Raw genomic sequence first — 12,955 nt, 5'->3', positions numbered from 1 at the left:
GAGGCCGTTATGCATTTGAAATGGGATGAGTTTTTTGTAACTGGAGACCCATTAATTCTTGGTGCGCAAATATCTATCGCTCTTACTTCCATTGCTATCGTGTTTGTTTTAACCTACTTTAAAAAGTGGAAATGGCTCTGGAAAGAATGGCTAACATCAGTTGATCATAAAAAGCTTGGGATTATGTATATCCTTGCTGCTGTGATTATGTTCTTCCGCGGTGGGGTAGACGGACTGATGATGCGCGCACAGCTGGCGCTTCCTAATAATACGTTTTTGGATTCCAACCACTATAATGAAATTTTCACAACGCATGGTACGATCATGATTCTATTCATGGCGATGCCATTTTTAATTGGTTTAATCAACGTCGTTGTACCTCTTCAAATTGGTGCACGTGACGTTGCATTCCCTTATTTGAACAACCTGAGCTTCTGGACATTTATGGTCGGAGCGATGCTGTTCAACATTTCCTTCGTCATTGGAGGATCACCAAGTGCAGGCTGGACGAGTTACATGCCGCTCGCCGGAAATGATTTCTCACCAGGACCTGGACAGAACTATTACTTGCTCGGGCTCCAAATTGCAGGTATTGGTACACTTATGACTGGTATTAACTTCATGGTGACCATTTTAAAAATGCGTACAAAAGGTATGACGCTTATGCGTATGCCAATGTTTACATGGACAACGTTGATCACGTCTGTCATCATCGTATTCGCATTCCCTGTACTAACAGTTGCTTTAGCACTTATGACATTTGATCGTTTATTCGGTTCTGCATTCTTTACACTCGAAGCAGGCGGTATGCCAATGCTTTGGGCGAACCTTTTCTGGATTTGGGGACATCCTGAGGTATATATCGTGATCCTGCCGGCTTTCGGTATTTTCTCAGAAATCTTTGCGACGTTCTCAAGAAAACAGTTGTTTGGTTACAAAGCGATGGTTGTATCGATTGTGGCAATCTCTGTTCTTAGTTTCCTTGTGTGGGTTCACCACTTCTTTACAATGGGGAACAGTGCAGCGGTTAACTCATTCTTCTCGATTACAACAATGGCAATTTCTGTACCAACAGGTGTGAAAATCTTTAACTGGCTCTTTACAATGTATCGAGGCCGTATCAGCTTTACTTCACCAATGCTTTGGGCACTTGGTTTCATCCCGAACTTTGTTATCGGTGGTGTCACTGGGGTTATGCTTGCGATGGCAGCTGCGGATTACCAGTACCATAACACGTACTTCCTTGTATCCCACTTCCACTATGTATTAATCGCAGGTACTGTATTTGCATGTTTTGCTGGTCTTGTTTTCTGGTATCCAAAAATGTTTGGTTACAAGTTAAACGAAAGAATAGGCAAATGGTTCTTCTGGGTATTCATGATCGGATTTAACATCTGTTTCTTCCCGCAGTACTTCTTAGGACTGCAAGGAATGCCAAGACGTATTTATACGTATGGACCAGAAGATGGCTGGACTGCACTAAACTTTATTTCAACAATTGGTGCATTTATGATGGGTGTCGGATTCATCATCCTTTGCTACAACATTTACTACAGCTGGAGACACGCGAAACGTGAAGTGTCTGGAGACAGCTGGGGAGAGGGACGTACTCTTGACTGGGCGACATCTTCTGCAATTCCGCCGCATTATAACTTTGCAGCACTTCCAGAAGTGACAACACCAGATGCATTCCATCATTGGAAGCAAAACAATGTAGACGTTCATCCTGAAAAAGAATTCAAGAAAATTCACATGCCGCACAATTCAGGCAGACCACTTATCATGTCTGCATTCTTCGGACTTGGTGCATTCGGTCTTGTATTTGAATGGTACTGGATTGGCATTATTGGCTTAATCGGTGTATTCGCAACAATGATTTTACGCTCATTTGAATATGACGATGGCTACTATATTCCTGTTGAAGAAGTGATTGAAACAGAGAAAAAGAATAAGGAGGCGCAGAAGTAATGGGACATAATGATAGCAGCTATGCAAATGCACCGCTTGAATATCAGTCTGAAACGGGACGTTTAAACATCCTTGGTTTCTGGATATTCCTTGGCGCGGAAATCGTGTTATTCTCAACACTTTTTGCGACCTACTTTGTTCTTCATGGCAGAACAGCTGGCGGCGTTTTACCAGCTGAGCTGTTTGATATGAAGCTTGTATTGATCATGACATTCCTGCTATTGGTTAGTTCATTTACATGCGGGATTGCCGTTCATGAAATGCGCCGTGGAAGTACAAAAGGGGTTGTCATTTGGACGATCCTCACACTGCTTCTAGGTGCAGGCTTCGTTGGATTTGAGATTTACGAGTTCTTCCATTATGTACATGAGGGTGCGAGCATTCATACAAGTGCGTATTGGTCTGCATTCTTTGTACTCTTAGGAACTCACGGATTACACGTATCCATCGGTATCTTCTGGATTACCGGGGTCTTGTTCCAAATTAAAAAACGTGGATTAACTCCACAAACAGCATCGAAGATTTTTATCTCAAGTCTATACTGGCATTTCCTTGATGTTGTATGGATTTTTATCTTCACAGCTGTTTACTTGATCGGATTAGGGGGGCTTTTGTGATATGGCTGGAAAAACACATTCCTCAGCAGAGCACGAACACTTCCCTTGGAAACACGTAGTTGGCTTCATCCTATCCATCGTGCTAACCATCTTAGCATTCTGGATTGCCATTGGAGCTGAAATTGGCAGTTCTGCAAAACTATGGATTATCTTTGGTTTTGCCTTCATTCAAGCGTTCTTGCAGCTATTCATGTTTATGCACATGACAGAAAGCGAGAACGGAACTGTTCAAGTCGGAAATACATTGTTTGGTCTGTTTTGTGCGATTATCTTCGTTATCGGATCTGTTTGGATCTTTGCGGCTCACTACAGCCACGGAGAGAACAGCAAAGACGGTTATTCACCTTCTGCGCCAAAGCAATCTGAGCATTCAGAGAAATAATAAAAAACCACTCATCTCTCAAAGGTGAGTGGTTTTTATCATGATGTTGTGTTATTTATCTGGTGCTGCTGAATCTTTTGCGAATGAATGGAAGTCCATAAATGAGGAACGCTGCAATGTGTGCCAAAATGACATTAATGGCAAAGAATGCGATCATGAAGGTATGTCCTGCTGGAGATAAACTGCTTGTCATGTAAAGACCGAAGAAAATCCACATAATCATAATGGGTGGAATAGAAGCTAGTGCAATTTTTCTGTTTTCAAGCCATAAAAACAGGGGTGTAGCCGTTGCAATACATAGGTACGCAAAGAACATATCCATCGTATCCAACTCCTTTGTAAGTTGATGTTCAATTCAAATGAGAGGTCAGGATGCAATTGTGTCTGTTTTTAGGAGAAATTGTGAACATTTTGTTACAAGTATTATACCACAATTGACTTTGAAGTAAACTCAATAATTGGAAAATGGGCCTTATTCCGTAGAAAGTGGCTTTTTCCTTTTCACTCCGTACAGCTTATGCTGGCTTAATAATTGCTTGTCATATCGCCACATAGGTCATTGAATTTTCCCCTTAATATCTGTAAAATAATCTTTTTAAAGGACTCATGATCGGTTGAATGGTAAGAGTATAGAGGGATTTTTTCCTATTGTTAGGATGAAAAGTATTTCATTTTTTGAAAAATGGTTGGAACCTTTCGGATGTATCTTCCGTCATATTTAAGGTGAGTTGCTTTTGTGAAAAATTCAATCTAATATAAATAAGGGCTTTTATGTTTTGTAATAAGGGTGGTTAGTTCATGAACAAGCAGAATACATCTCCGTACTATCAAGGGGATTTAATTTTTATATTTTTAGCCTTCTTTGCCATCAGTGTCATTGCAATTTATGCTGCGGGTCAATTTGGGCAATATGGATCTAATGCATGGACCAGACAGATCATTTACTACATGGTCGGGGTCATATTTATTGTAGCCATAAATTACTTTGACTTGGAGCAATTAGAGAAGCTCAGTCTCTATATTTTTATAGGCGGCATACTGTTGTTACTTTTTCTGAAAGTTGCTCCTGCAAAAATTGGAAGTCATGATTTTGCTCCAATTAAAAATGGTGCAAAAAGCTGGTTTGTGATACCAGGGGTTGGAACACTTCAGCCTTCAGAGTTCATGAAAATTGGTTTGATTATGATGCTTGCATCTGTCATCGGCAAGTCAAGCCCTAGAGGAAAACGGACATTAGAAGACGATATCTTCCTACTATTAAAAATTGCCGGTGTAGCAGCTGTTCCAGTTGGACTGATTTTCTTACAGGATGCAGGTACGGCAGCTGTCTGTATGTTTATTGTCGTTGTAATGGTGTTTTTATCAGGGGTCAATTGGAAGCTGATTTCTCTCATCGGTTCTGTGGTTGTTCTTTTAGTTGCCGCTGTGTTAGCCGTGATCATTCTCTTCCCTGATGTTGCGAAAACAATCGGCATTCAGCAGTATCAGATTAACCGGATTACCGCTTGGCTGCCTGATAGTTCTACGTCAGCCAACCAAGCGCAGACTCAGGATGCGTCTGGGTCTGATAAATATCAAGTAGACCAGGCCATTATGGCTATTGGAGCTGGACAGATTTTTGGGAATGGGGTTAAAAACTTAAAAGTCTATGTCCCAGAAGCACAAACAGATATGATTTTCTCCATTATAGGAGAAGCCTTTGGTTTTATTGGCTGTGCGTTTGTTGTGATTATGTTCTTCTTCTTGATCTACCGGCTTGTCGTGCTGATTGATCGTATCCATCCTTATAGCCGATTTGCGTCATTCTTTTGTGTAGGATATACAGCACTTATTGTGATCCATACGTTCCAGAACATTGGAATGAACATAGGCGTAATGCCTGTAACAGGGATTCCGCTCCTATTTATCAGCTTCGGAGGAAGCTCTGTTTTATCTGTTCTCATTGGATTCGGAATTGCTTATAATGCAAGTGTTCAATTAACGAAATACCAAAGTTATTTATTTAAATAAAACGGGTAAGGGCAGTCTAAGCATAGACTGTCTTTTTTCATTCGAGTTTTAATTTTTGAAAAGCCATATGTCTTTGCCTTATGATAGTAGAAGTGAAGGAGGTCTTCGAATTGAACAAAACGATAGAAACGATATTAAATCATCGGTCCATCCGTTCGTTTACAGACGAGCGTTTGTCCGAAGAAGAGGTGCTGACACTCATTAAAAGTGCACAGGCTGCTTCGACATCAAGCTATGTACAGGCGTACAGTATTATTGGTGTGACAGATCAAGAGAAGAAGGCCAAGCTTGCTGAACTGGCTGGGAATCAGCCATACGTTGAGAAGAATGGGCATTTCTTTGTCTTCTGTGCAGACTTGAAACGCCATGATGATATTGCAAAAAAAGCAGGGAAGAATCATCAGGAGGCGCTTGAGAATACGGAAGCCTTTCTCATTAGCGTCATTGATACGGCGCTCGCTGCGCAAAATATGAGTATAGCTGCAGAATCAATGGGACTTGGGATCTGCTATATTGGCGGCCTGCGCAATCAACTGAGAGAAGTCTCTGATTTGCTTGAAACGCCATCATATGTGCTGCCATTATTTGGTCTGGTTGTCGGACATCCAGCGAGTCAATCGTCACAAAAGGAACGACTGCCAGTTGAACTCATTTATCATGAAAATTCATATCAGCAAGATGAAGCGCATGTGGATCGTTATTTAAAAGAATACGATGATCGTATTTCATCATATTATGAAGAACGGACAAACGGAGAGAGAACAGATACTTGGTCTAAGCAGATGCTTCGCGGCTTTAGTCAGCCAAAGCGTGCCTTCCTTGGAGAATTTGTGAAAGAGAAGGGCTTTAATCGAAAATAAATAAGACATCCCCCCTTTCGATGGAGAGAGGGGGATTTCTGTAAGAGGTGCAGTAAGATGAAATTAAGTATACTGGATCAATCTCCTTTAATTGGAGATGCAACACCTGCTGAAGCCTTGAAGCAAACGGTTGAATTGGCAAAGCAGGCAGAAAAGTGGGGCTATCACCGTTTTTGGGTATCAGAGCATCACTTTTCAAATCGGCTTGCAGGGTCGAGTCCAGAGGTGCTTCTCGGTCATCTATCAGCCGTTACGTCACATATACGTATTGGCTCAGGCGGTGTGATGCTGCCTCACTATAGTGCCTATAAAGTAGCAGAGAACTTCAGGGTTCTTGAAGCCCTCGCTCCTGGCAGAATCGATCTTGGAATTGGACGTGCTCCTGGTGGTATGCCCATTTCCTCCATAGCTCTTCATCATGGTGAACGAAAACGTCTAGGTGATCAATATCCTGAGCAGGTAGAAGAGTTGAAGGTCTATTTACACGACCTAGCGGATGAATTTTACCCGCTGCCCCATTTAACCGCTTCTCCGAAGGTAGAGACTGCACCAGAGGTATGGATGCTTGGTTCCTCTGGAGGAAGTGCAAGACTTGCGGCGAAAGCAGGTGCAGGCTATACGTTTGCTCTATTTATCAATGGCGAAGGTGGAGAAGATTCTGTAGAGCAATATATCAACCGGTTTGAACCTTCAGCATTCGGTGATGAGCCGCGCGTCAGTCTGGCGGTCTTCGTTTTATGTGCTGAAACAGAGGAACAGGCAGAAAAACTGGCAGTCAGCTTAGATTTATCCTTACTCGCCAATGAACAGGGGCAAAACCTCGGGGGCTATCCTTCATATGAAAAGGCACAGGCTTATTCCTATAGTCCATATGAACAAAAACGAGTGGCTGCCAATCGTCAAAGGATGGTGGTTGGAACGCCATCTTCTGTGAAAAAGCAGCTGACGGCACTAACGAAAGCTTATCGTACAAATGAAGTGATCGCCGTGACCATCACTCACCGCATGCAAGACCGGCTCACATCGTATCGTTTATTAAAAGAAGCCTTTGATGCATAACGTATGTATGTCTGTTTACCGTCCACGCAGCCAGTAGAGAGGGAAGAGGAGCATCATGATGAAAATAAACGCGGCTGTCACCAGCAAACTAAGCGGGTAAATGAAGGACACATAGACCGTCAGCTCGCATGCTTGATGAAAAGGACGAGGATGTTTCGCGTGGAAAAGGGTGAGAAAATACACCAAGGTGATCGTTAGAAAAAAAGCAGTAAAAAAAGAAACGATCCATAGCAATATCAACATCAGTCTCTCTTTCCTCCATATATGATCGAAAAGCCTTGATGAGCATATCCGCTCATGCAAGGCTTTTCTTGTGATTCACGTTTATTCAGGGTGAATTTCGAAAGGTTCCTTCGTTTGAACAGTGTCGGATTTCCCTTTCAAACTGGCATACGCAAGCATTGTATACTCACCAGGTTCGAGCTTTTGACCTTGATTGATCGTGCCATTCCATTTTACGCGGTGTTCTCCTTTATCAACATGTTGATAAACACCTGCTTCACCTAAATATTCTCCATCTGTCGAGTAGACGAGGAATGCAAGGTTTTCAGCTCCGCCAGGCAGATAGCTGCTAATGACATAGCTTCCAGCACGGTTATCCGGCTCTACAGAAACCGAAGTGACACGAGGATAATCAGGCTCTTTTACAATCAATAAAGTCGGAATCTCTGTGACCTTTCTGCCATTTTCGCGAAGGGTAATGCTGCCTTGGTACGTTCCTTTTTTCGTTTTACCGTAGTTCACTTGTACCGCGGAAGTAAAGGACCCAGTGGAATTCCCTTTGACAGTGATTTTTTTCGTTCCGTTTGTGCTGATGCCGCTGCCATCGAATTTGTAATCAATGGTATACGTTTTCGGTGCTTTTGAAAGGTTTTCTACCTTGAATTTCTTCGTTTTGATTTGAACGCCTTTTTCTTTCAAGAAAGTGCCGTAAGAATAACTCGCATCAGAAACGATAGATGACGCTTGGAGTGATTCGATGATGCGAACACTGCCTGTCCCTTGTGTGTTGTGAGGGAATGGACTGCCGTTTGCGTCAAATAATTTTTCTGCTGTATTCATCAGCAATGCTTTGATTTGTTCTGTTGAGTACGATGGTTTTGCTTGCTTCATGATCGCTGCAACCCCAGCCACATGCGGTGAAGCCATGCTTGTCCCTTGCTTTGAGCCATATCCGTAAGGCTGAGAAGCATCATGCGTTGGGATTGTACTCACAATGCTGACGCCTGGCGCTGATAAATCAGGCTTAATCATCCACGTGTCCACAACTGGTCCGCGAGAGGAGAAGTCAGCGACTTGCTCACTAAGTTCTTTGACAAATTGAATGGAGAAAGTTGTTGTATTGTTTCCAGCCTCAATGGCTTTGACAAGCGCCGCTCCTTCAGCTTTTGAAAGCTTAATCGTTGGAAGAGCAAGTCCCGGTACATCGACTGGAATTTCTCCATCGGTGTTGTTATACATCACAACGCCGATTGCACCAGCAGCTTTTGCATTGTCGACTTTATCAACAAAGGCAATGGCTCCTCGTTCGATCACGGCAACCTTTCCTTTCACGTCGATGTCTTCAAATGCTTTTTCGTCACCGATACCTGCATGGACGAGTGTGACTTGTTTTTGGTCAAGTGCTTTTAAATCACTCTCTTGGTAGTAGCCCATCACTTTTGCAGTAGAATAGTTCGGGAATTTTACATTGTAAAGGCTGTACGGAAGCTGAGTTGCTCCGACAGAAATGGCATCTCTTGACGTGCCGGGAGAACCGACTGTCCAGCTGTTCGGACCACTGTTTCCATTCGATGTGACAGCGACAACGCCTTCAGACATGGCCCAATCGAGTGCGATGCTTGTGGCATAATCAGGGTTATTCACACTGTTTCCGAGAGAGAGGTTCATGACATCTGCTCCATCAGTAACAGCCCGGTCGATGCCTGCAAGGACGTTCTCAGTTGTCCCAGACCCGCCTGGTCCAAGTACACGGTAGGCAAGAAGCGTGGCATTCTTTGCGACACCTTTAATTTGTCCATTGGCAGCAATTGTTCCTGCGACGTGTGTGCCATGGTCTGTCGATTCACCTCTAGGGTCTCCTTTAGGTGTCTCTTGCGGAGAATAATCATTATCAACAAAATCATAGCCTTTGTATAAACTGAAGTTTCCTTTTAAATCAGGGTGGGTATAGTCTACTCCAGTATCAATGACAGCGACTTTTACCCCTTTTCCAGAGTAGCCGGCATCCCAAGCTTTTGGGGCACCGATAAATGGAGCGCTTTTATCCATAAGAGGGGAGACATCTTCGTTTGGAAGCTGGATGCTTTCTTTTTTCACTTCATCTGTTTGATATGTAACATCCGGATAAACGGCTTTTACTCCGTCAACTGCGAGCAACTTCGGAATTTCGTTTGCAGGAAGTTTCATAGAGAAACCAGAGAAGACTTTTTCATATTCTTGACGAACACTCGCTTTATCAATTTCTTTGAGTGCTGCATTTTTTACTTTTGTTCGAGATTTTTTGAGGGAGGCCTTTGTTTGAGCTTTGCCTTCTTGCTTTGCTTCAACTAAGGATTTTTCCTTTAATTCAACAATGACAGTGGTATGTTTTTTAGATTTGACATTGATTTCACCGAAGATTTCTGCTTTTTCCAGTTCCACCTGTTTGTTCGATGGAGCGGCACTAGCCTGTTGACCTGTAAAGAATGTGGATAAAATAAAAATAGTGGAGAACAATAGAACAGAAGAACGAGAGATGACCTTTTTCATTAATTTTCCCCTTTCTAGCTGTGTTTTTAGGGAGATAGCCTTTCTTTTTGTGGATAAATAGGAAAGATTCACTGCCCGTTATTAAGTATTCAATACGATGAAAACATTTCCTTTACTAAAATGGTCTTATTTTACATAGTCACAAAGAACTATTTTGTTTATAAAGTCTCACTTATGCACAAACTCCTGTTGATAACTCAATTATTTAGATACATATATGGAAAACAAAAAAATCTCATACACAAAATCTAGTAATGGGGTGTTGATATGTGGATAAACCCTGTTGATAAGGTGTGCTTATCTTTTGGATATAGTGTGTATAAAATTTTTATTCAAACATCCACTTACATGATGAACTTCTGCACTTTTCAACAAAACTTCTGAAAACTAGTTTGTTTTTTCACCCAGATTGTGACAAATCTCTCTTTTTTCTCGGGATATGATAGGAGCAGTTGTTTTGCTAGAACTGCTAGATTCTAAGAAAAGCGGAGGGATGTTCAGTGAGGAAATTCAAAAACTGGTTGAGTGTATGGTTTGGTTTCATGATGAATGTGCTTGTGAATCCTGGTGTGATGATGAAGCAGCAACGTTTTCAGGCGGCCGCGGTGGATGAACGTTTCTTTCAAGTGGTGAAAGAGAGAGAGCTAGAGAAGCTGGCAGAAGAAAAGAACAAGAAGCGCAGGTCAGAGAAACCGTTTAAGCAAAGTCTGATGATGCTTGATGAGAAGACGACGAGAGAGGCGCGTGCTGGTCCGCTCTTACCTTTACATGAGAGATGAAACAGGGTAAAATCCCACATAAGAAACGTTATCTGGTGGGAGAGGATACCCCTTGAAGATATATAAGATATTGAATAACAATGCAGTGATTGTAAAGGAGGGTGATCAGGAGAAAATTGTGATGGGTCCCGGAATTGCTTTTCAGAAGGGGAAAAATGACGTCGTTCCCGTTCAAAAAATAGAGAAAATCTTTGTTGTGCGTGAAGAAAATGAGAAATTCAAACAAATTCTTGCGACATTGCCCGAAGCGCATATTGAGGTGGCAGAGCATATCATCAGTTATGCGGAGGGTGAACTGATGATGCCGCTTAGTGATCATATCCATATATCACTGACTGACCATTTATCCTTTGCCATTGAGCGTATTCAAAAGGGCATTGTGCTATATAATAAATTGCTTGGTGAGATCAAAGTCTTATATAAGCAGGAATATGATATTGGGAAGTATGCCATTCGTTATGTAAAGGAGCGGCTCGGGGTTGAACTGCCGGACGATGAGGCAGGGTATGTGGCACTCCATATTCATACGGCCAAAATGAATACGGAGTCTATGAAAAAGACCGTGAAATATACAACGATGATCAAAGAAATGATCGAGCATATAGAAAGCTATTTTCAGCATTCAATTGATGAGGATAGTATTTCCTATCAGCGACTTGTGACACATTTGAGGTATGCATTAGGCAGGTTGGAATCAAATGAGGCATTTCAAATCATGGACGATGACATGCTGAGTTTTATCCAAACAAAGTATGATTTGGCTTACCGGTGTGCACGTGGACTCGCTGATTTGTTGAAAAATGAATATGAACTTCATCTCCCTGAATCGGAGATCGGCTACATCACGCTGCATGTCCAGCGTCTGCAGGATGCCGAATTGGTTTAGTGTTTGTGCCTGCATGCAGGCTTTTTTTTATGCACACTACTCTAAATAGTGTATATGGGTCAATAGATTCGAAAAAAGAGGTTGACGCAGGTCACGCTCTTATACTATGATGAAAGCGTAATCAAAACTTGATATCGTGGGATTGTGACTGTCAGGCAGGCAAGACCTAAAATTTGCGTAACGAGGGGACGTGTATGTCCTTTTATCGTTAGTGAATTTTAGGTCTTTTTTGCTTTAAAAAAGGAGGAGACAACATGGATTATCAAAAAACAGCCAAAAAATTAACAGAACTATTAGGCGGCAAAGAAAATGTCATCAGTGCCACGCATTGTGCAACAAGACTCAGATTGGTGATGAAAGATGAGGAACTGATTGACAAAGATGCCATTGAGGAACTTGAAGGGGTAAAAGGGGCTTTCTCAAGCTCGGGGCAATTCCAAATCATTTTTGGAACGGGAGCGGTCAACAAAGTATATGAACCATTTGCTCGTGAGACCGGCCTTGAGACAGACGACGAGAAAGAAAAACCTGTCAGCCATGATGAAGCAGTGAAACAAAAAATGAATCCACTTGCACGTTTTGCAAAGACGTTATCAAATATTTTTGTACCGATCATTCCAGCCATTGTTGCAAGCGGTTTATTAATGGGGCTTTTAGGCATGATGAAAGCCTTCAAATGGGCTGACCCAAGCTCCGCAATCTTTCAAATGCTTGATATGTTCTCAAGTGCAGCCTTTATCATTTTGCCGATTTTAATTGGTGTCAGTGCAGCGAAAGAGTTTGGTGGAAATCCGTATTTAGGAGCCGTTATTGGGGGGATTATGATTCACCCGAACCTGCTCAACCCGTGGGGACTGACGGATGCGAAACCAGAGTATATGCATTTATTCAATTTTGATATTGCTCTTCTTGGTTACCAAGGAACAGTCATTCCAGTATTATTGACTGTGTACATCATGTGTCTTGTTGAAAAAAATTTAAGAAAAGTGGTTCCGAACAGTATTGATTTACTTGTGACCCCATTTGTGACGGTGATTGTGACTGGATTTGTGACGTTTATTGCTGTTGGACCGCTTGGAAGAATGCTCGGTACAGGAATTTCGAATGCACTGACATTTATTTATGATCACGCAGGGTTCTTAGCAGGGCTCATTTTCGGAGGAGCCTACTCTCTCATTGTGCTCACAGGGGTCCATCATAGCTTCCATGCGATTGAAGCAGGATTGCTGAATGATATTGGGCGTAACTATTTGCTGCCAATTTGGGCGATGTCCAACGTAGCGCAAGGCGGAGCAGGCTTGGCGGTCTTTTTCTTAGCGAAACGTGCGAAAACAAAAGAAATCGCACTTCCTGCAGCCTTCTCAGCTTTCCTAGGGATTACCGAGCCCGTGATATTCGGTGTCAATCTCCGCTATCGTAAGCCGTTTATCGCCGCGATGATTGGAGGCGCATTAGGCGGGGCATTTGTTGTCTTCACAAAGGTAGCAGCCAACGCCTATGGTTTAACGGGTATTCCGATGATTGCGATTGCAGCGCCATTCGGTGTGCAAAATGTGGTAAATTATGTGATTGGTATGTTAATCGCTGTTGCTGTTTCATTTACTCTCACCATCATCTTTAAAGTAAAAGAAGTCGAAAAATAA

Annotated in this window: 11 protein-coding genes; 9 read left to right on the top strand and 2 right to left on the bottom strand. The window is 42.4% G+C overall.

Annotated features, from left to right (window positions below; translation table 11 throughout):
- Positions 1–9: 9 nt before the first annotated feature.
- The 3 genes from qoxB to qoxD are packed head-to-tail and all read left to right on the top strand — an operon-like array spanning position 10 to position 2,967.
- Entirely contained in the window at positions 10–1,968 is a 1,959-nt protein-coding gene (qoxB, locus tag NST39_RS18550) for a cytochrome aa3 quinol oxidase subunit I (RefSeq protein ID WP_268484307.1), read from the top strand.
- Positions 1,968–2,585: a cytochrome aa3 quinol oxidase subunit III gene (gene qoxC, locus NST39_RS18545; RefSeq protein ID WP_034321973.1), complete on the top strand. Its 618-nt coding sequence runs from the start codon at positions 1,968–1,970 to the stop codon at positions 2,583–2,585. The genes qoxB and qoxC overlap by 1 nt, the downstream gene beginning before the upstream one ends.
- Before the next feature lies 1 nt (position 2,586).
- Entirely contained in the window at positions 2,587–2,967 is a 381-nt protein-coding gene (gene qoxD, locus NST39_RS18540; protein ID WP_007497818.1) for a cytochrome aa3 quinol oxidase subunit IV, read from the top strand.
- 55 nt (positions 2,968–3,022) lie between these two features.
- Here the strand turns inward: qoxD and NST39_RS18535 are convergent, their stop codons facing one another.
- Positions 3,023–3,289: a spore morphogenesis/germination protein YwcE gene (locus NST39_RS18535; RefSeq protein ID WP_003215279.1), complete on the bottom strand. Its 267-nt coding sequence runs from the start codon at positions 3,287–3,289 to the stop codon at positions 3,023–3,025.
- A gap of 476 nt (positions 3,290–3,765) precedes the next feature.
- On the opposite strand from NST39_RS18535, the gene NST39_RS18530 reads away from it, so the two are divergent.
- The 3 genes from NST39_RS18530 (at position 3,766) to NST39_RS18520 (ending at position 6,896) form a co-directional block, all read left to right on the top strand.
- Positions 3,766–4,977: an FtsW/RodA/SpoVE family cell cycle protein gene (locus tag NST39_RS18530; RefSeq protein WP_065097786.1), complete on the top strand. Its 1,212-nt coding sequence runs from the start codon at positions 3,766–3,768 to the stop codon at positions 4,975–4,977.
- A gap of 110 nt (positions 4,978–5,087) precedes the next feature.
- Positions 5,088–5,837, top strand: coding sequence for an oxygen-insensitive NADPH nitroreductase (gene nfsA, locus NST39_RS18525; protein WP_144520127.1), 750 nt, complete (start codon positions 5,088–5,090; stop codon positions 5,835–5,837).
- A 57-nt stretch (positions 5,838–5,894) separates the two neighbouring features.
- Positions 5,895–6,896 (top strand): LLM class flavin-dependent oxidoreductase, encoded by a 1,002-nt coding sequence (locus tag NST39_RS18520; protein ID WP_341029730.1) that lies wholly within the window; start codon positions 5,895–5,897, stop codon positions 6,894–6,896.
- A 324-nt stretch (positions 6,897–7,220) separates the two neighbouring features.
- On the opposite strand, the gene NST39_RS18515 is transcribed toward NST39_RS18520, so the two are convergent.
- Positions 7,221–9,647 (bottom strand): S8 family peptidase, encoded by a 2,427-nt coding sequence (locus NST39_RS18515; RefSeq protein WP_341029727.1) that lies wholly within the window; start codon positions 9,645–9,647, stop codon positions 7,221–7,223.
- 500 nt (positions 9,648–10,147) lie between these two features.
- On the opposite strand from NST39_RS18515, the gene NST39_RS18510 reads away from it, so the two are divergent.
- From NST39_RS18510 to NST39_RS18500, 3 genes are all read left to right on the top strand, one after another.
- Entirely contained in the window at positions 10,148–10,426 is a 279-nt protein-coding gene (locus NST39_RS18510) for a hypothetical protein (protein ID WP_044140240.1), read from the top strand.
- Positions 10,427–10,478: 52 nt separating this feature from the next.
- Entirely contained in the window at positions 10,479–11,312 is an 834-nt protein-coding gene (locus tag NST39_RS18505) for a PRD domain-containing protein (RefSeq protein ID WP_185108036.1), read from the top strand.
- Positions 11,313–11,566: 254 nt separating this feature from the next.
- Complete coding sequence (locus NST39_RS18500) at positions 11,567–12,955, top strand: sucrose-specific PTS transporter subunit IIBC (RefSeq protein WP_065097792.1); 1,389 nt, start codon at positions 11,567–11,569, stop codon at positions 12,953–12,955.

The sequence above is a fragment of the Bacillus sp. FSL W8-0645 genome (assembly GCF_038007905.1).
Taxonomy (GTDB): domain Bacteria; phylum Bacillota; class Bacilli; order Bacillales; family Bacillaceae; genus Bacillus; species Bacillus pumilus.
This window is presented reverse-complemented; position numbering and strand designations above follow the sequence as displayed.

Bases quoted from the DNA above. Each gene is read 5' to 3' on its own strand.
- qoxB (WP_268484307.1), top strand. From the start codon at position 10: ATGCATTTGAAATGGGATGAGTTTTTTGTAACTGGAGACCCATTAATT.
- qoxC (WP_034321973.1), top strand. From the start codon at position 1,968: ATGGGACATAATGATAGCAGCTATGCAAATGCACCGCTTGAATATCAG.
- qoxD (WP_007497818.1), top strand. From the start codon at position 2,587: ATGGCTGGAAAAACACATTCCTCAGCAGAGCACGAACACTTCCCTTGG.
- NST39_RS18535 (WP_003215279.1), bottom strand. From the start codon at position 3,289: ATGGATATGTTCTTTGCGTACCTATGTATTGCAACGGCTACACCCCTG.
- NST39_RS18530 (WP_065097786.1), top strand. From the start codon at position 3,766: ATGAACAAGCAGAATACATCTCCGTACTATCAAGGGGATTTAATTTTT.
- NST39_RS18520 (WP_341029730.1), top strand. From the start codon at position 5,895: ATGAAATTAAGTATACTGGATCAATCTCCTTTAATTGGAGATGCAACA.
- NST39_RS18515 (WP_341029727.1), bottom strand. From the start codon at position 9,647: ATGAAAAAGGTCATCTCTCGTTCTTCTGTTCTATTGTTCTCCACTATT.
- NST39_RS18500 (WP_065097792.1), top strand. From the start codon at position 11,567: ATGGATTATCAAAAAACAGCCAAAAAATTAACAGAACTATTAGGCGGC.